Source organism: Actinoplanes philippinensis, assembly GCF_900113015.1.
GTDB classification, from domain to species: Bacteria; Actinomycetota; Actinomycetes; order Mycobacteriales; family Micromonosporaceae; genus Actinoplanes; species Actinoplanes philippinensis.
Genome location: NZ_FONV01000008.1, coordinates 180,856 through 202,072, shown reverse-complemented (window position 1 = coordinate 202,072; position 21,217 = coordinate 180,856). Strand labels below are relative to the sequence as shown.

Here is a 21,217-nt window from a genome sequence, read left to right as displayed (position 1 = left end):
GATGTTTGGAAGCGTTCGAGGATTCGCTCGCATAACAGTTTCTGGTCGATGTTTTTTGCCGGATGGCGAAGGGTTCGACCACCAGTGACCAGCAGGAACCGGCTCAACGAATAGTCCGGACGTCGAGCGGCCTCATCGGAGCGCCGGCATTTGTCGAGCGCCTCGACTCCCCATTTCGGAAATGACGCAGAGGGGCATCAGACCGGGGCGCACCCACAGCCTGTACCGCAAACATCATACGTCTCATGTCAATGCCGCCCACCAGCGCCGATGCGCCCGTGCCCGCGAGGACGGAGCCGGTGATCCACGCACGTCGATTGACTCGCCGAAACATTGCGGCAACGATGAACGGGCTGGGAGCGCTCCCAACCGGTCCCTCACCGTTCTGCGAAGTTTGGAAGGAAAGTCCGTGACCTCATCCCTACGCGGGCGGCTCACCGCGCTGACGGCGGCCGCTGCGGCGGCCACGCTGGCGCTGACGTCCTTGACGGTTCAACCGGCCTCGGCCGAACCGACGCAGCACATTCCCAACGGCGACTTCACGACGGGGACGGCCGGCTGGTGGTCCACCGACAACGCGCCCCTGTCCGCCACCGGCGGGGAACTCTGCGCCGAGGTCGCCGGCGGCACCACCAACGCCTGGGACGTCAGCCTCGGGCACAACGACATCCCGCTGGTCAACGGCGCCGCCTACCAGCTGAGGTTCCGCGCGCACGCGAGCGTGCCGGTGAGCGTCCGGGCGAACGTGCAGCTCAACGAGACCCCGTACACCGCGGCGCTGTCCCGGGCGGTGGCGCTGACCACCGAGGCGCAGACCTTCGAGTACACCTTCACCTCCAGCCTCGACTCGTCCAACGGCACGCTGACGTTCCAGCTCGGCGGGAGCGCCGACGCGTTCCGCTTCTGCCTGGACGACGTCTCGCTGACCAGCGACGCCGCCACCCCACCGGCCGGCCCGGAGCAGCTGGAGAACGGCGACTTCACCGACGGCACCGCGGGCTGGTACTCCTACGGCACCACGGCCACCGGGGTCGACGACGGACAGCTGTGCGCCACCGTGCCCACCGGGCTGGCGAACCCGTGGGACGCCGGCATCGGGCAGAACAACGTCACGTTGCAGGCCGGCTCCTCGTACACGCTGTCGTTCGACGCCACGGCCACCCCGGGCGCCACCGTGCGGGCCGCCGTCCAGCTCGGCGCGGAGCCGTACACCTCCTATCTGAGCCGCGACGTCGCGCTGACCCCTGCCCGGCAGCACCTGGAGTACACCTTCACCGCAACCGAGGACACCACCGCGGGCCAGGTCGCCTTCCAGGTCGGCGGCGCGAACGCGGAGTACCGGCTGTGCCTGGACAACGTGTCGCTGATCGGCGGTGAGGAGGAGCCGCCGTACGTGCCGGAGACCGGCCCCCGGGTCCGCGTCAACCAGGTGGGCTACCTCCCGGGCGGCCCCAAGAACGCGACTCTGGTCACCGAGTCCACCGAGGCACTGGAGTGGCAGCTCAAGAACGCCGCCGGGGACGTCGCCGCGTCGGGCCGGACCAGGCCGCGCGGCGTCGACGCAGCGTCGGGACAGAACGTGCACACCATCGACTTCTCCGCCCACACCACGGCGGGCGCCGGCTACACGCTCGTCGCTGACGGGCAGACCAGCCACCCGTTCGACATCTCCGGCAGCCTGTACCAGCAGCTGCGGTCGGACGCCCTGCAGTTCTTCTACATCCAGCGCAGCGGCATCGCCATCGACGGCAAACTGGTCGGCGACCAGTACGCCCGCCCCGCCGGCCACCTGGGCGTGGCGCCGAACAAGGGCGACACCGACGTGCCGTGCCGGGCGAACTCCTGCGACTACCGGCTGGACGTGCGCGGCGGCTGGTACGACGCGGGCGACCACGGAAAGTACGTGGTCAACGGCGGGATCGCCGTGCAGCAGCTGATGAGCAGCTTCGAGCGCACCAAGACCGCGGTCACCGCCGCGCACGGCGCCGGGCTGGCCGACAGCACGCTGCGGGTGCCGGAGCGGGGCAACCGGGTTCCCGACATCCTCGACGAGGCCCGCTGGGAACTCGAGTTCCTGATGCGCATGCAGGTGCCGACCGGTAAGCCATTCGCCGGGATGGCGCACCACAAGATGCACGACGCCAACTGGACCGGCCTTCCGATGCAGCCCCAGGACGACCCCGAACAGCGGGAGCTGCAGCCGCCGTCGACGGCCGCGACGCTGAACCTGGCGGCCACCGCGGCCCAGTGCGCGCGGCTGTTCGCGCCGTACGACGCGGCGTTCTCGGCCAAGTGCCTCACCGCCGCCCGCACCGCGTACGCCGCGGCCGAGGCCAACCCGGCGAAGCTCGCCCAGGACCTGGGCGGCGGCGGTGGCGGCTACGGCGACGACGACGTGTCCGACGAGTTCTACTGGGCCGCCGCCGAGCTGTACCTGACGACCGGCGAGGCGGCGTTCCTGGCCGACGTCACCGCGTCACGGCACCACACCGGTGACGTGTTCGCCAGCACCGGGTTCGGCTGGGGCAGCACCGCGGCGCTGGGCCGGCTCGACCTGGCCACGGTGCCCAGCGCGCTGCCGGCCACCGACCGGCAGCGGATCCGCCAATCGGTGGTGACCGCGGCCGACGGCTATCTGACCACCCTGCAGGCCCAGGCGTACGGACTGCCGATGCCGGGCAACGCGGGCAGCTACTTCTGGGGCGCCAACAGCAACATCCTGAACAACGTCCAGGTGCTGGCGACCGCGTTCGACCTGACCGGTGCGGCGAAGTACCGTGACGGTGCGGTGCAGGGCGTCGACTACATCTTCGGCCGCAACGCGCTGAACCAGTCGTATGTCACCGGCTGGGGTGAGAAGGCGTCGCAGAACCAGCACACCCGGATCTACGCCCACCAGAAGGACGCCGCGCTGCCGCACCCGCCGGCCGGATCGCTGGCCGGCGGCGCGAACGCCGGGCTGGACGACCCGTTCGCGAAGGCGCTGCTCACCGGTTGCAAGCCGATGTTCTGCTACGTCGACGACATCGAGTCGTACGCGACCAACGAGATCGCCATCAACTGGAACTCCGCCCTGGCCTGGGTGGCGTCCTTCCTGGCCGATCAGGAGAAGGGTCAGCCGGCTCCTGCGGTGTCCTGCCGGGCGAGCTACACCAACTACGGCGACTGGGCGGACAGGAGCGGGTTCACCGCGCAACTGCAGGTCACCAACACCGGCACCACGACCATCGACGGCTGGGCGGTGCGCTTTGCCTTCCTCGGCGGCCAGCGTGTCCGTGAGGCGTGGTCGGCCGACGCGACACAGGCCGGCGCCACGGTGACGGCCCGCAACACCACCACGAACCGGCGCATCCAGCCCGGGGCGACGGTGTACTTCGGCTTCAACGCCACCACCCCGGGCGGCCCGAACCCCACGCCGGAGCTGATCACCCTGAACGGGGCGGCCTGCGAACGGTCCTGACGGCATCCGCCCTCACCGTGCCGGCCCGCTGCTCATCCGCGGGCCGGCACCACGGGCGGGACCGCCCGCCCGTGGGATTCGGGTCCGGCGCGGACACGATCGTGTGCGGAGCAGTTGGTCACCCCTGGGTTGAATGATCCGCGCCAAAGGACCGAAGAACGCTAGCGTGGAGGAATGAGGACCGACGTAGAAGGCGACGACTCGCTGGAGTCCACGCTCGCAGACTTCACGCGTGTCAACCTTCAGCACCTCTGCGATTTCACAGCCGGATTCGGCAGCGGAGGTCCCACGCCGGCCCATACCGGCACACGTCTCCTGACCCGGCGCGGTCAGGAGGAGTTCGACCGAACCGGCTGAAGTAAGAAGTATTCTGCCGACCCCCAGCTCAAGTCGGAAGGGTTTCGCCGAGCAATCCCGAGTAGGAAGGGCTCGATATTCGAGCCGGCACGATCCTGTGCGTCTGATCAGGCGCTGTGTTGATCTGCACCTATCACGGCCGCTCTGCGCGCCTCGACGATGCTCTGAGTCCACCAGGAAATTCGCCAGCGCTCAGGCAGTCGTCACACCCGACTTGGTATTCACAGCTGTGTCAGCAGAAAGGCCCCACGATGAAAAGGTGGGCATCCAAGGTTTCACGATCACCTTCCGTTCGCCCCGGCGATTCCACGCCGGCCGACGGGAAGGCCGCAAATAATTCTTCGAGCCGCGAAGGTGAGCGGCAGTCTCGTGACGACATGCGGGGCGCGGCAGTCAAAGGGGCAGCCGCCGGCCTGGCCCGAGCCGTGGCCGACTGGCTGCTCGGCCACTGGGACATCTGATCAACCGGGTGGGTTCTCCACGCCCGCCGTCGCTGTACCGCGCGCGGCACCCCTGGGGAGGTGCCGCGCGCCCGCGCCGGTCAGGCCTCGATGTCGGAGAACAGTCCCTTGAACGGCACCTGGCTGCCCACGAGAGGGCCGAAGACCTCGCCGGCGACCGGTGTCGCGACCGCGGCCGAGGCATCCTCGTAGCTGTCGAAGTAGAGGTCGAGGGTCCGGTAGGCGGGGGTGGCCGTGCCGTCCTCCTTCGGCCAGACCTTGGCGGACTCGAGGCGGCGCAGTCGCGGGAACGTCGCCGCGGCCGCTTTGACTTCGGCGTAGATCTGCTCGAAGCCGTCGGTGTCGGCCGGGTTGTCGATGATGATGGTGATCTTGGTGGGCATGGTGTTCTCCTCGGATGGGACGGTCATCGCGCGGCCTGCTCGATGATCTTGGTGACGGCGTCGGGGCGGCTCAGCATGACCGCGTGCGAGGCGTTCACCTCGGTGACCCGGGCGTGGGCCCGGGTGGCCATGAAGCGCTGCAGGTCCGGGTTGATCGCCCGGTCCTGGCGGGTGATCAGGTCCCACGACGGGATCTGCCGGTAACCCTCGACCGCGCTGGGGTCGGTCACGGCGTCGGTGTTGGCCGGGCGTTGCGCGGTGGCCAGATCCGCCGCGGTGCTCTTGTCGAGGTCACCGGCGAAGGCGTCCCGGAACCCGGCCGGGTCGATGACGACCTCCGTGCCGCCCGGCACCGGCGTGGCGATGAGTGGCAGCGGCGGGGTCGACCGCGCGGCGAGCTCACCGATGGTCTCGCCCTGGGCCGGGATGAAACCGGCGATGTAGACCAGCGACTTGACGTCCGGGACGGCGGTCGCGGCGTTGGTGATGACCGCGCCGCCGTAGGAGTGGCCGACCAGCACCTTCGGCCCGCTGATGGTGGCCAGGTAACTGGTGACGTACGCGGTGTCGCTGGTGAGGCCTTGCAATGGATTGGCGATGGCGCGTACCGGATAGCCGTCCGCGCGCAGCCGCCGCATCACCGGCGCCCAACTGGAGGAGTCGGCCCAGGCGCCGTGCACGAGAACGACGGTCGGTCTGACCGGCGGGGAGGCCTTGCCGGTGGCCGCCGTGGCCGGGACTCCGGCCGCGGCGAGCAGGGCCAGACCGGCGACGCCGACGACGCCGGCCCGGCGGGAGACGGGAAAACGCATGAGGATCAAACCCTTCGACAGATTCCGGGGTACGGGGAGGAGCCGCCGCGGTCAGCGGCCGTAGGTCTCCAGCAACCGCAACCACACTTCGCTGACCGTGGGGAACGACGGAACCGCGTGCCACAGCCGGTCCAGCGGAACCTCGCCGACGATCGCGATCGTGGCCGCGTGGACCAGCTCGGCGACGTCCGGGCCGACCAGGGTGAACCCGACGATCACCCGGCGGTCCTCGTCGACGACCATGCGGGCCGTGCCCTGATAGCCCTCGGCGTGCAGCGAGGAGCCGGCCACCCAGCCCAGGTCGTAGTCGACGACCCGGGTGCGCAGCCCGGCCGCCTCGGCCGCGGCCACGGTCAGGCCGACGGAGGCCACCTCGGGGTCGGTGAACACGACCTGCGGGACGGCTCGTTCGTCAGCGGTCACCGCGTGCCGGCCCCAGGCGCCGGTGTCGACCGGTTCGCCCTTGGCCCGGGCCACGATCGCGTCACCGAGGTTGCGTGCCTGGTATTTGCCCTGGTGGGTGAGCAGCACCCGGCGGTTGACGTCCCCGGCGGCGTAGAGCCAGTCCCCGGCGCCGACGACGCGCAGGGCCTCGTCGACCGTCAGCCAGGCACCCGGTTCGAGCCCGACGGTGTCCAGCCCGATGTCCCGGGTGTTCGGCGTCCGGCCGATCGCCACCAGCACCTCATCCGCCTCGACCTGGCCACCCTCGGCCAGGGTGACGCGCACCGTCCCGTCCGCGTCGCGCCGGACCTCGGCGGCTTCCGCGCCGACCCGCACGGACACGCCGGCGGCTTGCAGCGAGGCGATGACCCGCTCCCCGACGAACGGCTCGGCCTGAGGCAGCACGCCGTCGCGGGCCAGCAGCGTCACCGACGAGCCGAGAGCGGTGAACGCGGTCGCCATCTCGGTGCCGACCACCCCGCCACCGATGATCACCAGCCGGGCCGGCACGTGCTGGGCCGATGCCGCCTCCCGGCTGGTCCACGGCCGGGCGTCGCGCAGGCCGGTGATGTCCGGCACCAGCGCGCTGCTGCCGGTCGCCACGACCACCGCGTGCCGGGCGGTCAGCGTGGTCGCCGTGCCGTCGGCGCCGGTGACCTCGACGGTCCGCTCGCCGCTGATCCTGCCCTGGCCGCGGAAGAGGTCGATCCCGGCCGACTCCAGCCACGAGACCTGGCCGTCGTCCTTCCAGTTCGACGCGAAGGAGTCGCGCCGGCTCAGGACCGCGGTCACGTCCAGCTCGCCGGTGACCGCTTCCCGGGCGCCCGGCAGCTGCCGGGCGGCCCGCAGCGCCGCCGCACTGCGCAGCAGCGCCTTCGTCGGCATGCACGCCCAGTAGGAGCACTCGCCCCCGACCAGTTCGCGCTCCACGATCGCCGCGGTCAGCCCGCCCTGCACGAGGCGGTCGGCGACGTTCTCCCCGACCGGGCCGGCGCCGATCACGATGACGTCGTACTCAGAGGTGGTCATGATCAGTTGCCCTTCCCGACACGGCCGAAGATGACGTCGTACTCAAAGGTGGTCATGGTCAATTGCCCTCCGCGACGTGGTCGAGCATGACGTCGTACTCAAGGGTGGTCATGGTCAATTGCCCTTCGCGACGTGGTCGGGCATGACGTCGTACTCGAGGGTGGTCATGGTCAGTTGCCCTTCGCGGCGCGGCCGAGCCGGATGGCGGAGATGAGGAAGAAGACGGCGCCGGGGACGGCGTAGCCGGCCGCGTTGGTCAGCGCCGGATCGGCGGCGGAGGCGCCGGCGATGAACGAGCCGCCGGCGAGCACCGAGATGCCACCGCTGAGGATCATCGACCACTGGCCGCCGAGCTTGCGGCGCGGGATCGCCACGATCAGCTGCACCAGACCGGCGACGATCGCCCAGAGGCCCCACACCCGCAGCATGGCCGGGATGCCGGACGCGGCGGCCGCGCCCAGGCCGATCGCGGTGAGCAGGCTGACCAGGATGTTCACGTAGAGGAGGGCCGGCTTGGTGGCCGTCCGTGAGGTGCGCAGGTCGTAGACGGCGGCGCCGACGTCGAAGAGCGGGTAGAGCACGAACAGGGTCACCGTGAGCGGGTTGATCTCCTTCGCGGTGGTCATCGCGACGACGGCCCACACGATGGCGAACGCGAAGCGGATGAAGTAGAGCCGGCGCAGCGCGGAAGCCGTCTGGGCGATGCCCGGCGAAGCAGCGGTGGTGGTCACGGTAACCCCTTAGTCGATGTCTCTTCGGTGAAGAGAACGTTCTGTCTCCTAAAGGATGGAGCCTCGGATCACGGCTGTCAAGACAGAACGTTCTACCCCCTATGGTGGTGGCATGGTGAACAGCGAATTCGAGGGCCGGCCGTCCGAGGCACGGGACCGCCTGCTCCGCACGGCTGCCCGGATCTTCTACGCGGAAGGCATCCGCGCCGTCGGCATCGACCGCATCGTCGCCGAGGCCCAGGTCACCAGAGCGACGCTCTACCGGCACTTCCCCGGCAAGGAAGAACTCGTCCTGGCCTACCTCGCCGAGGCCGACCGAGCCGTCCGGGGCCAGACGGGCACCGTCGTCGCCGCCGGCCTGACGCCCGCCGACGCCGTTCGGGCCCTCAGCCGGTCCATCGCCGAGGGCATCCGGTTGCCCGGCTTCCGCGGGTGCGCCTTCCTCAACGCCGTCGCCGAGCACCCCGACCCCGGTTCCGCGGTGCACCGGGCCGTCGTCGCCCACCGCAGGTGGTTCCTGGACACCGTCACCGAGCTGTTCGCCCAGGTCCACGAGAAGCCGGCCGGGCCGGCCGCCCGCCACTTCGTGATGATGCGCGACGGCGCCATGACCGCGGGCTGCCTGTTCGACCCGGAACTGGTCGGTGACACCTTCCGGGACGGGGTCGAAAAGCTCCTCCAGGTCCACGCGGCCGGCGATCCGCCCTGACCGCCGGAAGCCCGACCCGAACCCGTCACACCGGGCCCGCGCCCCCACCGGCCGGCACCCTCAGCGGGCCGGCCGGACCCGCAGGGTCCCGATCTCGAAGGGCCGCTGCCGCAGGTCGATGCCTCCTGGGCGCCGCCGGCTCCCCGGCTCCTCACGCGTAGCAGACTGAACGTTCTGTCGCTAGGCTGGATCCATGACGCGCGGCGCAACCGACATCCGGCCCTCCGAGGCGCGAACCCGGCTTCTCACCACCGCCACCAGGATCTTCTACTCGGAGGGGATCCACGCGGTCGGCGTCGACCGGATCATCGCCGAGGCCAAAGTGACCCGGGCCACCTTCTACCGGCACTTCCCCGGCAAGGAGGACCTCATCCTCGCCTACCTGCGCGAAGTTCACGCCATGGACCGCGGCCGGATCGAGGCGGCCATCGCGGCTGCCGGCCCCTCCCCCGCCGACCAGGCGCTGGCCGTCGCCGGCGCCATCGCCGCGGGAATCCGGTCGCCCGGTTTCCGCGGCTGCGCCTTCCTGAACGCCGCCGCGGAATACCCGGACGAGGCCCACCCCGTGCACCAGGAGATCATCGCCCACCGGCAGTGGTTCCTGGACACGCTCACCACGCTGATGGCCCAGGTGCACCAGGAGACGGCCGACCCCGCCGCCCGCCATTTCGTGATGCTCCGCGACGGTGCGATGGCGGCCGGCTGCCTCTTCGACCCCGCGCTGGTCGTCGAGACCTTCCTGCGCGGCATCGAGGGACTTCTGCGGATCAACACCGAACGCCGGTCGGCCGAGTCCGCGGCCGCCTGAACCCGGCGTCGCCGGCCGCCATCCAGGGCGGCGCTCTGTCTCGCGGGGTTCAGCAACACGGGTGTGAAGCATGCGGCCCAGGTGAGAGCGACGAAGAGATCGACGTTCGATGGCACGTACAACCCGATCCGCGGAATCGTCGGGCGGCGACGTCACCCGCTCCTGATCAGGCGGGCCGGGTCAGGCCACACCTGCGCCGACCGGGAAGCGCCCGATGTTGTGCTCGACCCAGGTGCGTAGGGCGGCCAGCGGCTCGCAGGCGTCGCGGCCCAGGGCGGTCAGCGCATACTCGACGTGCAGCGGCACGGCCGGGTAGACGGTGCGGTCGACGAGGCCGTGCTCCTCCAGCCGGCGCAGGGTCTGGGTCAGAACCTTCGGGCTGATGCCCTGCAGCCGGGTCCGGAGGGAGCCGAAGCGTTGCGGCCCGCCCTCCAGCGCGCCCAGGGCCAGGGCGCTCCACTTGTTGGCCAGCAGATCGAGCATGTCGCGGCAGGGGCAGGCGGCCGAGTACACATCACGAGGGCCGCACTCGTCGAGCGGTGATCGCATGCCCCACACAGTACCCAGAAGGTAGTAACGGCCGCTCGGGTACCGATGGCTACGATGGCCGCGTGAGTGGCGCGCCTCCCCCGGCATCCCGGGCCTGGGCCGGGATGCCCCTGCGCGGCAGATCCGGCGAGGTCAGCACCGTCCTGCGGGCGTTGCGGGCCGGACGCGACGGCGAGCCGGCGGTGCTGATCGTCAGCGGTGAGGCCGGCATCGGCAAGTCGGCGCTGCTCGACACGGCCGTGGAGCAAGCGGACCGCCTGGGCTACACGATCGGCACGGCCGTGGCCCGCGACGGCGACCGGATCAGCCCGCTGTCCTCGCTCGGGCCGGCGCTGCGCTCGGGCCGGGAGCCGCTGATCGACGCCGACGACTTCTTCGGCCTCGCCGCGCTGACCGAGCAGCCGCTGTGGCTCGCCGAACGGCTGGCTTCCCTGCTGGCCCGGCGATCCGAGAAGGATCCGCTGCTCGTGGTGGTCGACGACCTCCAGTGGTCGGATCCGCTGAGCGTCTTCGTGCTGCGGCTGCTGCCCGCCCGTTTGCCGGCCCACCGGATCTGCTGGCTGTTCGCCACCCGCGACCTGCCCGATGGCCCCGCAGCGACGGTGGCCGACGCGGTCGAGGCGACGGTGCCGGTGCACCGCATCGCCCTGGCGCCGCTGTCCGGCGACGCCGTCCTGGACATCGCCGCCGACCGGCTCGGCCACCCGGCCGGGACCGTGCTCGCCCAGCGGCTGGCCACCGCCGCCGGCAATCCGTTCCTGGCCGCCCAGATCGTCGAGGATCCCGGTGACGGCGGGGCGGCCGATGGCCTGGTCGACGCGGTCCGGCGCCGGCTCGTACCGGCCTCGCAGCGGTGTCATCTGCTGCTGCGCGCCGGGGCCGTCCTGGGTGAGCGGTTCTCTCTCGCCGATGCGGCCCAGCTGACCGGGCGGACCGTCGCGGACCTCGGTGAGGCCGTCGACGAGGCGGTCCGGCTGGGTCTGCTCACCGACGCCGGCGCGGTCCTGTCGTTCCGGCACGACCTGCTGCGGCAGGCGGTCTATCAGACCATCGCGCCGTCGGTACGGTGGTCCATGCACCGCGCCTTCGCGGAGCACTGCGTGACCACCGGGCGCAGCGCGGCGGAGGCGGCCCCGCATGTGCTGACCACCGCCTCACCGGGTGACCGCTCCGCGGCCGCACTGCTCCGGACGGCCGCGCTCGACCTGCTCGCGACCATGGTGATCACGTCGATCACCTTCATCCGGCACGCCGACGCCCTGGTGGCCGACGACCGGTCGCTCTCGCCCGAGCTCGGCCGGGACGTGGTCCGGGTGCTCTCACTGGCCCGCCACCACGCCGAGGCCCGTGACTTCGCCGACGAGATCCTCCGCGACCGGCCGGGCACCCCGGTTCATGTGGCGCTCGTCCAGCTTCTGCTGCTCCCACGGTTGTGGGCCGCCGGCGACCGGGATCAGCTCGCCCGCCGCGCCGCCGACGAGCGGGCCGCCGGGGCCGCCGCGGCCTTGCGGGAGCGGCTGACCGCCTGGAGCGCCCTCACCGGCGCCGTGCCGGAGGCCCCGGGACACCAGTCCGCCGACACCCCGCCGGACGACCGGGTAGACCAGCCCGCCGACGCGGTCGCGGCGGCGGTGACGGCGCTCGGACGTGCCGAGCAGGCGCTGGCCGGCCATCGGTACGCCGAGGCGGCGGCCGGTTACCGGCAGGCTCGTGAGCTGACGGTGGGGTCGGAGCCCGGCGCACCCGATCCGGCACAGGTGGAGATCCGCGAGATCGCCTCGGCGGCCCGGCACGATCCGCAGGCGGCCCGGAGGACGCTGGCGTCGGCACGGCACGCCGACTCGTGGCACGCCGCCGAGTACGCCTGGGCCCGCGCCGATCTCGAGTTCGGGGCGGGACGTCTGGAAGCGGCACGGCTGGCCGCGCAGGAGTCCCTGGCCGCCATGCACGACCTCGGCGACCCCACGTTCGACGGACGGGTCCGGGCGATCCTCGTCGCGGTCGCGCTGGAGCGCACCTCGACCGCCGAGGCCGCACGGCACCTGGCGGCAGTGCCCCGTACCAGCGCGGACCTGCCCGTGTTGCGGGGCCTCCTGGCCCTTCGCGACGGTGATCCGGCGGCAGCCGCCACTCTGCTGCGGTCGTCTTCGTCTGCTCCGGGCTCGCTCTGGTGGGATGACGTACTGGTGCGGGTCGCCGTGGCCGCCCACCGCAGCGGGGACACCGCCACGCTGGAGGCAGCGGCCCGGCGGCTCGGCCGGCTCGCCGCGGCGAATCCCTCAGCGGCCGGGCCGGCGGGCGCCGCGGCGCTGGCCGAGGGCCTGCTGACGGGTGATCCCGGCCGGGCGGTCGCGCTGCTGCGAACGAGCGGGCGGGAACTGTTGCTGGCCCGGGCCGAGGAGGAGACCGGCCGGGCCGTCCTGGCCACCGACCATGACGGGGCTTTGGCCGTCCTCGACCGGGCGCTGACCGGATACGAGCAACTCGGCTCCGACGCGGGAGCGGCCCGTGTGCTGCGGGTACTGCACCGGGCCGGGGTGCGCCGCCGCCGGCGGTCCGCCGCTGAGCCCCGGCCGGAGACCGGGTGGGCCGCGCTGACCGGCATGGAACGCAAGGTCGCCCTGCTGATCGCCGACGGGCACACCAACCGGGAGGCCGCGGCCCGGCTGGTGCTGTCGCCGAACACGGTCGCCACCCATCTGCGGGCCGCCTACCGCAAGCTGGACGTCAACTCGCGTGTCCGGCTGGCCGCGCGGGTGCACGAGGCGACCCGCCACGACCCGTGAGACGGCCGCTGCCCGGCATCCACCACGGGGTGGGTGCCGGGCAGCGTCGGTTCCGGTCGTCAGTGTCCGCGGGCGGCGCGCCGGATCGGCCACCACCGCTCCGGCGTCCGTGGCGCGACCAAGGTGCGGCGCCTCATCCCCGGTTTTCCGTCGCGGTCACGGCGGCGACGACGAGCTCGACGACGGCGTCCGGGCGGGACACGGCGACCGAGTGGGAGGCGCCGACCTCGACGACGGCCGAGCCGGCCCGCTCGGCCATCGCCCGCTGCGCCTGCGGGTGGATCGACTCGTCGGCGGCGGCCACGAGGTACCAGCTGGGCAGGTCTTTCCACGCGGCCCGGCCGGCCTTCTCCTCGAAGGCGGAGGCAACGATGGGCCGCTGGGACACCGCCGCGATCCGGGTCCGCTCGACCGGGACGTCCGCGGCGAAGATCTCGTGGAACCTGTCCGGCGCGAGCGACAGCAGCGTCTCCTCACCGGCCGGGCCGGGCACCGGCTGCGCCACCAGGGCGGCGCCGAGACCGTTGGCCGGGAACCGTCCGAGCAGTTCCAGTGGCGCCTCCCCCTCCTCCAGGGCGAAGGCGGTGACGTAGACCAGGCTGGTCACATTGGTGGCCCGGGCGGCCGCCTCGGTGATCACCACGCCCCCGTACGAGTGGCCGACCAGCACCACCGGGCCGTCCAGCCCGCCGAGCGTCGCGGCCAGGCGTTCACCGTCGGCGGCGCCGCCCCGGAGCTCGTTGGCGAAGACCCGTACCCGGATCCCGCGGGCCTGCAGGCCGGCGACCACGTCCGCCCAGGACGAACCGTCGGCGAATGCGCCGTGCACCAGGACGACGGTCGTCTCGTTGCTGCTCATGATGTGACTCCTCCCGCTCGCCGGACCCCTCGTCCGGCGGCGACATCAGCCAACCGCGGGACTGCCGCACCCCGGATCGCACGGATGCGGGAGATCGGAAGGGCCCTGTCGCCCTCGGGAGGCCGCCGGCGGCGCCGAAGGCCACCGAAACGGGTGAGTTATCGACGAACGTCGTGGCGCCGGTCACGAAAAGACCCCGCCCGGCAACCCGGAAAACCACGATGACCTGCGAAGACATCGGGTACGACCCAGTTTCCTCGAGGATACTAGGCAATATTGCGGGTAACCGGGGCCGCGCCTCTACCTTGCCTGGCATGACGAACACGATGAAAGCCGTCGGCTACCGCAAGAGCCTTCCCGTCGACCACCCGGAGAGCCTGCTCGACCTGACCCTGCCGGTGCCCGAGCCGCGCCCGCACGACCTGCTCGTCCGGGTGGAGGCCGTCTCGGTCAACCCGGTCGACGTCAAGCTGCGGGCGGGCCGCGACCCGCACGGCGAGCCGGCCGTCCTCGGCTGGGACGCGGCAGGCGTCGTCGAGCGCACCGGTGACGCGGTCACCCTCTTCCAGCCCGGTGACGAGGTCTTCTACGCCGGGTCGATCAACCGGCCAGGCACCAATGCGCAGTTCCATCTGGTCGACGAGCGGCTGGTCGGGCCGAAGCCGTCGACGCTCGACTTCGCGGCTGCGGCGGCGCTGCCACTGACCGCCCTGACCGCCTGGGAGGCGCTGTTCAACCGGCTCCGTCTGGACGACGCGAGCACGGGCACGCTGCTCGCGGTCGGCGCCGCCGGTGGTGTCGGCTCGATCCTGGTCCAGCTCGCCCGGCGGCTGACCGGCCTCACCGTCATCGGCAGTGCCTCCCGCCCCGCGTCCCGCGACTGGGTCGCCGCGCAGGGCGCGCACCGCGTCGTGGACCACCACGACGGCTTCGCCGGGCTCGACGACGCCGTCGACCACATCGTCTCCCCGCACTCGGCGGGCATGATCGAGACCTACGCGAGGATCCTGCGGCCGTTCGGCGCGATCGTGGCCATCGACGAGCCGGATGGCCTGGAGCTGCTGCCGCTGAAGTCCAAGAGCATCGCCTGGCACTGGGAGTTCATGTTCACCCGGGCCCTGCATGACGCGGCGAGCAGCGCCCAGTACGACATCCTGACCGAGGTGGCCCGCCTGGTCGACAAGGGCGTCCTGAAGACCACCGAGGCCCGCCGCCTGGACGGCATCACGGCGGCGAACCTGCGGACCGCCCACCGGATCCAGGAGTCCGGCGGGGCCATCGGCAAGACCGTTCTGGCCGGCTTCTGACAACCGGCGCACGGCGGCATTGACACCGGGTCATCCCGGCGTTGACGACCGCTCGATGTGCTTGATCAGTAGTCCGGCGACTGTCGCCGGACCCCGCGAAAGGACCGCTTCTCGTGTCTGTGAAACGTCTGGCTCCGGCCGTCGTCGTGTTCGGTGCCGTGCTGCTCTCCGGCTGCTCGGTGTTCGAGAGCGACGATCCGGCGCCGGTCCAGGTCCAACCGCCGGCGGCCGCGCCGGCCGACGGCGCTGTCGCCCCGGCGCCCACCGGCGCCGCCCCGTCCGCGCCCCAGGGCCAGCAGAACCCGGCGGGTGGCTACTGGCCCGCTCAGGTGATCAAGAAGGACCACCCCCAGCTGGGGAACGTCGTCGTCGACGGTGACGGGTTCACCCTGTACCGCTTCGACGACGACAACGCCAAGCCGCCGACCACCACGTGTTTCGACAAGTGCGCCCAGACCTGGCCGCCGGTGCTGACCAAGGACACCATCCAGTTCTCCGGCATCAAGAAGGACCGGCTGGGCGCGGTCACCCGTCCCGACGGCACCCACCAGGTGACCATCGGCGGCTGGCCGGTCTACCGCTACTCGCTGGACACCGCGCCCGGCCAGATCACCGGGCAGGGCGTCGGCGGCACCTGGTTCGTGATCAACCCGGAGGGCCAGAAGGCCGGCCAGAGCTGACGGCGGGCCGGACGCGGGAGGGGTACACGGATGGAACGCATCACCGTCACCGTGCACACGGCGGATCCGCTGCTGCGCGACGGCGTCCGGCGGCAGCTGGGCCACCAGCCCGGCATCACGCTGCGCGAACGGGTGCCCGACGGCGCTGGTGAGCCGGACGGTCCCGAGGTGGCGGTGGTCGTCACCGACCGGCTCGACGACGATCGGCTGCGCGAGCTGCGGCGGCTGTCGCGTACGAACGCGTGCCGGGTCGTGCTGGTCACCGGCGAGCTGCGCGAGCCGGAGCTGCTGGACGTGCTGGAGTGCCGGATCCACGGGATCCTGTGGCGGCACGAGGCCGGCGGTGAACGGCTCGCGGCGATGGTGCGCTCCGCCGCCCGCGGTGGCAACGACCTGCCGCAGGAGATCGTCGGCCGGCTGCTGGAGCTGCTCGGCCGGCTGCGCAGGGGCGCCGGCGGCGCCGGCGCCCCGCCCCCGTTCGGCCTGGTGGAACGCGAGGTCGACGTCCTGCGGCTGGTGGCCGAGGGACTGGAGACACGGCAGATCGCCGACAAGCTCTGCTACTCCGAACGCACCATCAAGAACATCCTGCACAACCTCATGACCCGGCTGCGGCTGCGGAACCGGGCGCACGCCGTGGCGTACGCGCTACGGGAAGGGCACATCTGATGATCAACGAGGTGGACGAGGCGCTACGCGGGCTGATCCGTCGTGACGCGCTGCCGGCCGGCACCGGCGAGGTCGTCTTCGACGCGCCGAACCGGGACTGGGCGGCCCGCCGCAACGCCCCCACCGTCGATGTGTACCTGTACGACATCCGCGAGGACACCGGCCGGCGGGAACGCGGCATGATCGCGGTCCGCGACGCCGCCGACCGGATCGTCCGGCATCAGCGGCCACCCCGCTGGTTCCGGCTGTCCTATCTGGTCACCGCCTGGACGAAACGGCCCGAGGACGAGCATCGCCTGCTGTCGGCGGTGCTGACGTGCCTGCTGCGGCACGAGGCGCTGCCGGCCGAGGTCCTCGGGACGGCGCTGACCGGCCTCGGGGCGTCGCTGCCGCTGTCGGTGGCCGTGCCGGTCGAGGGCCGCTCGGTCCCCGATGTCTGGTCAGCCCTGGACGGGGAGCTGAAACCGTCCCTCGACGTGACCGTCACCCTACCGTTCCCGGTGGTGCCGGAGTACCCGGCCGGACCGCCGGTGCTCGAACCCACCGTGGCGATCGTCCGTGACCTCGGCGCGCGCTCGTGACACTGCTCGACTCGCTGGCGGCGCTCGGCGTACGCGTCGGGGAGCTGGTCGACCGGCGGGCGCAGGACGATCCGACGGCCGGTGATCCGCTGCGGGGCCTGCTGGTCTCCCCGGCGATGGCGGCCGAGGTGCTGCACCGGCCGACGGTCACCGTGAGCGGCGACGACCCGTACGCCCGGCTGGCCGAGCCCGGCGGCGACCGGATGACCATACTGATGAAGGTCTTCGATCTCTCGCCTCTCGATGTGGATCTGCTGCTGGTGGCCCTGGCGCCGGATGTGGACCGGCGTTTCGAACCGCTCTACGGCTATCTCAACGATGACGTGAGCCGGCGCCGGGCCAGTGTCGCGCTGGCTCTGGAACTGACCGGCCTGGCCGTGCACGACCCGGCCGCCCGGGGCCGTTTCCACCCGTCGGCGCCGCTGATCGCCGGTGGGCTGCTCGAACTCGAGGACCCGGACCGGCCGCTGCCGTCCCGGTCGCTGCGGGTTCCCGAGCGTGTGGTCGCGCATCTGCTCGGCGACGACACCGTGGACGGCGCGCTGACCGGCGTCGCCCGCGCCGGGGAGACGGGCCTGCGGTTCGACCCGTCCGGGGCCGACGGCACCGTGATCGCGGCGGCGATCCGGGAGGCCCGGCTGCGCGGGACGCGGCTCGTTGTCGGCCCGATGCCGGAGCGCCCGGAGGCGGTGCTGCGCGCCCTGGCCGGCTCCGGTGTCCCGTTCGAGACGTTCGGGCCCGGCCTGGACCGGCACGCCCGGCGGGTGCGCCCCACCGTCGGCTGGGACGATCTCGTGCTGCCCGCCGAACCGGAGGCCATGCTGCGTGAACTCGTGGTCCGCGCCCGGCAGCGCGGCCGGGTGCTGGGCGACTGGCGGCTGCTGCGCGGCGGTGGCCGGGGGCACGGCGTGGTCGGTCTCTTCGCCGGCGAGTCGGGCACCGGCAAGACGCTGGCCGCCGAGGTGGTCGCCGCCGACCTCGGTGTGGATCTGTACGTGGTCGACCTGTCGGCGCTGGTCGACAAGTACATCGGTGAGACGGAGAAGAACCTGGAACGGGTCTTCGCCGCGGCCGAGCGCGGTGCCGCCGTGCTGCTGTTCGACGAGGCCGACGCGGTGTTCGGCAAGCGTTCCGAGGTCCGTGACGCCCGCGATCGGTACGCCAACCTGGAGAGCGCCTACCTGCTGCAGCGTCTGGAGTCGTTCTCCGGCGTCGCGCTGCTCACCACCAACCTGCGCGCCAACATCGACGACGCCTTCACCCGCCGGCTGGACCTGGTGATCGACTTCCCGTTCCCCGGCCCGGCCGCGCGCCTGCTGCTGTGGCGGAACGTCCTGGACGGCGCCCCGTGCGTGCCCGATCTGGACGGGGCGCTGCCGGGCGTCGCGGAACGCTTCGAGCTGGGTGGCGGCTCGATCCGGGCGGCCGCGGTGACCGCCGCCTACCTGGCCGCCGCCCGCGACACCGCGATCACCGCCGCCGACGTGGAGACCGGCGCCCGCCGCGAATACGCCAAGAGCGGCCGGCTCGCGGCGGGCTGAGCTCAGCCGCTGACCAGCGTCCAGCGCTGCCGGGCGGCCCGGACCTCGCTGCACGGCACGGCCGACGCGGTCCGCTGGGCGCCGTTTGCCGTCAGGCAGTCCCCGGTCGCCGCGTTGACGATGCTCACGGTCGCCCCGTCCGGCACCAGCCGCCAGCGCTGCCGGCCGGCGGCGACGTCCCGCTCCGCGTTGACGCCGGTCGCTCCGTTCTGCTGCGACAGCGCCTGGCCCGCGGCCGGGACCAGCACGTTGCGGCCCTGTCCGGTGTCCGTGACCGTCCACCGCTGGGTGACGGCCGCGCCGGCGAACGCCCGGTTCTCCGACAGTCCGAGACGCAACGAGCCGTCCGCGGTGGCGATGGTGAACGACGCGGCGGTGGTCTGGGGCGGCGTCGGTGAGGGGGCGGGCGGCGTCGTCGGAGCCGGCGACGCCGCGGGCGTGACCGGGGCCGGCTGCTGGGGGAGCGGTTGCTGGGGTTGCTGCGGTTGCTGGGGCTGCTGGAGCACGGGCTGCGGCGCCTGCGGTGTGTCGTCGCGGGTGGCGGCCGCGGCGTAGTAGACGCCCGAGCTCAGCACCGCCAGCACCACGGCGCCCGCCGCGAGCAGCAGCAACGGGCGCGGCACCAGCGGCAGGCGGACGAACGTGCCCCGGCAGTCCAGGCGATCCGGCAGACCCGCGCCGGTGTCCGGGGAGACGCTCACGGCGTACGGATGCTCGCTGGAGCCCCGCAGCAACCGCAGCCCGCGCGGCCGGATCCGGACCCGTGCGGTCGCCGCGCCGCCCGGTGGCACCCGCAGCACCTGCGGATCCGCCCGGAATCCCAGCACGTCCTCGTCGTCGCGGGCCCGCACCACCGCCTGCGTCGGTGCGTTGCCCAGGTTGCGGACCGTCACCTCGGACCGGCCGGACAGCCGCCCGCGCACGGTCAGCGGGAACAGTTCTGCCCGCACGTCACCGAAGGCCGACATCGCCAGTGCCCCCTCGGCCACGTCGACGACCGCCGGATGCTGCCGGGAGCGGACCTGAATGCCGTACGGGATGAGCCCGGCCACCGCCTCGGACGTGCGCGGCGGACCGAACACGACCTCGGCCTGCCCGCGCGCCCCGGGGAACAACCGCACCACCGGTGGCTCGATCCGCGTCCACGCGGCGGCCGGGCCCAGGGCGGTCAGCTGGTACTCCTCCACGGTGTCGCCGTCGTTGCGCAGCCGCAGCACCGCCGTACCCGTGCCGCCGGGATCGACCGCGACCGACACGGGCTCCAGCGATGTCCACACACTCATTCCCCGAACCGTAGGTGCGCGGCACGGCGCGGACAGCGGACGCGGGGGCAGACCCGCGGGCCACCGGCGTTGCCCTTCCGGTCATCGGCCGCTGCCCTCGGCGGGAGTCGCGGGACCGTGTGCGGGGGGCGTGTGACGGGCGAGGGTGGAGCCTCAACCCGACCGCGATGCTTTCGAGGAGAACACATGCCCACGTATCTGTCACCCGGCGTCTACGTGGAGGAGGTCGCCGGCGGCTCCCGGCCCATCGAGGGCGTGGGCACCTCGGTCGCCGCGTTCGTCGGGCTCGCCCCGGCCGGCCGGATGAACGAGCCGGTGCTGGTCACCAACTGGTCCCAGTACGTCGGCGAGTTCGGCGAGTTCCACGAGGACTACTACCTCGCCCACGCCGTCTACGGCTTCCTCACCAACGGCGGCTCCGCCGCGTACGTCGTCCGGGTCGGTGGCGGCCAGGACGACCGGCCGTCCGGTGACGGTGCACCCGCCGCCCTTCCCGCCGGTGAGCCGGCCCAGCTGGGCACCTTCCGGGTGGCCGCGCTGGGCGGTGGCGCCCGCAACGGCGCGCTGACCGTCGAGGTCGCCGACGCCACCGGTGAGGGCGGCGACGACCGGTTCACCCTGCTGGTCAAGGACGGCGAGACCGTCGTGGAGACCTTCGAGGTGTCGTCGCGCAAGAACAACCGCGCCTACGTCGTCAACCAGGTCCGGCAGCGGTCCAAGCTGATCAGCGTCGACGAGGCGGCGCCGCCCGCGCAGCTGGCCCGCCCGGCCAACCAGGTTGTCACCGTCACCGTGCCGGCGCCGCGCCCGGCCGCTGCCACGTCCGCGGTGGCCCGCCTGGACAGCGGCCGGTTCCTGGGCGACCCCGCGGACCGGACCGGCTTCGGCGGGCTGGAGGCGATCGACGAGATCAGCATCGTCGCCGCGCCCGATCTGATGGCCGCCTACCAGCGTGGCGCCCTCGATGCCGACGGGGTCAAGGCCGTCCAGCTCGGCATGATCGCGCACTGCGAGCAGATGGGCGACCGGATGGCGCTGCTCGACCCGCCGCCCGCCCTCAACGTCCGCCAGGTGCGCCAGTGGCGGCAGGAGACGGCCGGGTACGACTCGCCGTACGCAGCCCTCTACTACCCGTGGCTGAAGGTCTTCGATCCGGCCGCCGGACGGCAGCGGCTGGTTCCGCCCAGTGGCCACCTGGCCGGGGTGTGGGCCCGCTCGGACAGCGAGCGCGGCGTGCACAAGGCGCCCGCCAACGAGGTGGTCCGCGGCGCCGTCGACCTGGAGCTGCAGATCACCCGTAACGAGCAGGACCTGCTCAACCCGATCGGCGTCAACTGCGTCCGGGCGTTCCCCGGCCGCGGCATCCGGGTGTGGGGCGCCCGTACCGCCGCGTCGGACCCGGCCTGGCGCTACCTGAACGTGCGCCGTTACTTCAACTATGTCGAGGAGTCGATCCTGCTCGGCACCCAGTGGGTGGTCTTCGAACCCAACGACGAGACGCTGTGGGCCCGGATCCGCCGCAACATCTCGGCGTTCCTGGTCAACGAGTGGCGCTCCGGCGCGCTGTTCGGCGCCCGCGCCGAGGACGCCTTCTACGTCAAGTGCGACGCCGAGACCAACACCCCGGAGTCCGTCGACAGCGGCCGGGTGGTCTGCGAGATCGGCATCGCGCCGGTCAAGCCCGCCGAGTTCGTGGTCTTCCGGCTGTCCCAGTTCTCCGGCGGCGCCGCCGAGCTGTCCGAATAACCGATCCCGTCCACCAGAAAGC

At 72.3% G+C, this 21,217-nt stretch carries 17 protein-coding genes; 10 read left to right on the top strand and 7 right to left on the bottom strand.

Annotation, left to right across the window (positions count from 1 at the left end; translation table 11 throughout):
• Positions 1 to 409 precede the first annotated feature (409 nt).
• The gene (locus BM290_RS22075) at positions 410 to 3,460 is read left to right on the top strand and encodes a glycoside hydrolase family 9 protein (RefSeq protein WP_093617008.1); all 3,051 of its coding nucleotides are present in this window, start codon (positions 410 to 412) and stop codon (positions 3,458 to 3,460) included.
• Positions 3,461 to 4,358: 898 nt separating this feature from the next.
• Here BM290_RS22075 and BM290_RS22065 read toward each other — a convergent pair.
• The 4 genes from BM290_RS22065 to BM290_RS22050 form a co-directional block, all read right to left on the bottom strand.
• On the bottom strand, positions 4,359 to 4,688 hold the full coding sequence (locus BM290_RS22065; RefSeq protein WP_203779677.1) for an EthD domain-containing protein: 330 nt from the start codon (positions 4,686 to 4,688) through the stop codon (positions 4,359 to 4,361).
• Complete coding sequence (locus BM290_RS22060) at positions 4,685 to 5,473, bottom strand: alpha/beta fold hydrolase (protein WP_093617004.1); 789 nt, start codon at positions 5,471 to 5,473, stop codon at positions 4,685 to 4,687. The genes BM290_RS22065 and BM290_RS22060 overlap by 4 nt, the downstream gene beginning before the upstream one ends.
• A 51-nt stretch (positions 5,474 to 5,524) precedes the next feature.
• A complete protein-coding gene (locus tag BM290_RS22055) occupies positions 5,525 to 6,946 on the bottom strand; it encodes a dihydrolipoyl dehydrogenase family protein (protein ID WP_093617002.1) in 1,422 nt (473 codons plus the stop codon).
• A 170-nt stretch (positions 6,947 to 7,116) separates the two neighbouring features.
• Positions 7,117 to 7,677, bottom strand: a complete 561-nt coding sequence (locus tag BM290_RS22050; protein WP_093617000.1) for a hypothetical protein — start codon at positions 7,675 to 7,677, stop codon at positions 7,117 to 7,119.
• A gap of 112 nt (positions 7,678 to 7,789) precedes the next feature.
• Here BM290_RS22050 and BM290_RS22045 point away from each other — a divergent pair, with 112 nt between their 5' ends.
• Positions 7,790 to 8,386, top strand: a complete 597-nt coding sequence (locus tag BM290_RS22045) for a TetR/AcrR family transcriptional regulator (protein ID WP_093616998.1) — start codon at positions 7,790 to 7,792, stop codon at positions 8,384 to 8,386.
• A gap of 193 nt (positions 8,387 to 8,579) precedes the next feature.
• On the top strand, positions 8,580 to 9,194 hold the full coding sequence (locus BM290_RS22040) for a TetR/AcrR family transcriptional regulator (protein WP_093616996.1): 615 nt from the start codon (positions 8,580 to 8,582) through the stop codon (positions 9,192 to 9,194).
• Positions 9,195 to 9,374: 180 nt separating this feature from the next.
• Here the strand turns inward: BM290_RS22040 and BM290_RS22035 are convergent, their stop codons facing one another.
• Positions 9,375 to 9,743, bottom strand: a complete 369-nt coding sequence (locus BM290_RS22035; RefSeq protein WP_203779675.1) for a winged helix-turn-helix transcriptional regulator — start codon at positions 9,741 to 9,743, stop codon at positions 9,375 to 9,377.
• A gap of 62 nt (positions 9,744 to 9,805) precedes the next feature.
• On the opposite strand from BM290_RS22035, the gene BM290_RS22030 reads away from it, so the two are divergent.
• Positions 9,806 to 12,529 (top strand): ATP-binding protein, encoded by a 2,724-nt coding sequence (locus tag BM290_RS22030; protein ID WP_143133872.1) that lies wholly within the window; start codon positions 9,806 to 9,808, stop codon positions 12,527 to 12,529.
• 133 nt (positions 12,530 to 12,662) lie between these two features.
• Here BM290_RS22030 and BM290_RS22025 read toward each other — a convergent pair whose 3' ends face one another.
• Complete coding sequence (locus BM290_RS22025) at positions 12,663 to 13,388, bottom strand: alpha/beta fold hydrolase (RefSeq protein WP_093616992.1); 726 nt, start codon at positions 13,386 to 13,388, stop codon at positions 12,663 to 12,665.
• A 314-nt stretch (positions 13,389 to 13,702) separates the two neighbouring features.
• On the opposite strand from BM290_RS22025, the gene BM290_RS22020 reads away from it, so the two are divergent.
• The 5 genes from BM290_RS22020 to BM290_RS22000 all read left to right on the top strand — a co-directional run bounded on the left by BM290_RS22020 (position 13,703) and on the right by BM290_RS22000 (position 18,166).
• Positions 13,703 to 14,695, top strand: a complete 993-nt coding sequence (locus BM290_RS22020) for a zinc-binding alcohol dehydrogenase family protein (protein ID WP_239143987.1) — start codon at positions 13,703 to 13,705, stop codon at positions 14,693 to 14,695.
• A 113-nt stretch (positions 14,696 to 14,808) separates the two neighbouring features.
• Positions 14,809 to 15,375, top strand: a complete 567-nt coding sequence (locus BM290_RS22015) for a hypothetical protein (RefSeq protein WP_093616990.1) — start codon at positions 14,809 to 14,811, stop codon at positions 15,373 to 15,375.
• Between the two features lie 30 nt (positions 15,376 to 15,405).
• Positions 15,406 to 16,044, top strand: coding sequence for a helix-turn-helix transcriptional regulator (locus BM290_RS22010; protein WP_093616988.1), 639 nt, complete (start codon positions 15,406 to 15,408; stop codon positions 16,042 to 16,044).
• On the top strand, positions 16,044 to 16,625 hold the full coding sequence (locus BM290_RS22005) for a Pvc16 family protein (protein ID WP_093616986.1): 582 nt from the start codon (positions 16,044 to 16,046) through the stop codon (positions 16,623 to 16,625). Before BM290_RS22010 ends, BM290_RS22005 begins: the two co-directional genes overlap by 1 nt.
• Positions 16,622 to 18,166 carry an ATP-binding protein gene (locus BM290_RS22000; RefSeq protein WP_203779673.1) on the top strand — a complete coding sequence of 515 codons (1,545 nt, stop codon included), beginning with the start codon at positions 16,622 to 16,624 and terminating at the stop codon, positions 18,164 to 18,166. The genes BM290_RS22005 and BM290_RS22000 overlap by 4 nt, the downstream gene beginning before the upstream one ends.
• 2 nt (positions 18,167 to 18,168) lie before the next feature.
• Here BM290_RS22000 and BM290_RS21995 read toward each other — a convergent pair whose 3' ends face one another.
• Positions 18,169 to 19,449, bottom strand: coding sequence for an RICIN domain-containing protein (locus tag BM290_RS21995; protein WP_093616984.1), 1,281 nt, complete (start codon positions 19,447 to 19,449; stop codon positions 18,169 to 18,171).
• Positions 19,450 to 19,635: 186 nt separating this feature from the next.
• Between BM290_RS21995 and BM290_RS21990 the strand changes: the two genes are divergently transcribed.
• Positions 19,636 to 21,195: a phage tail sheath subtilisin-like domain-containing protein gene (locus BM290_RS21990; protein ID WP_093616982.1), complete on the top strand. Its 1,560-nt coding sequence runs from the start codon at positions 19,636 to 19,638 to the stop codon at positions 21,193 to 21,195.
• Positions 21,196 to 21,217: the final 22 nt, after the last annotated feature.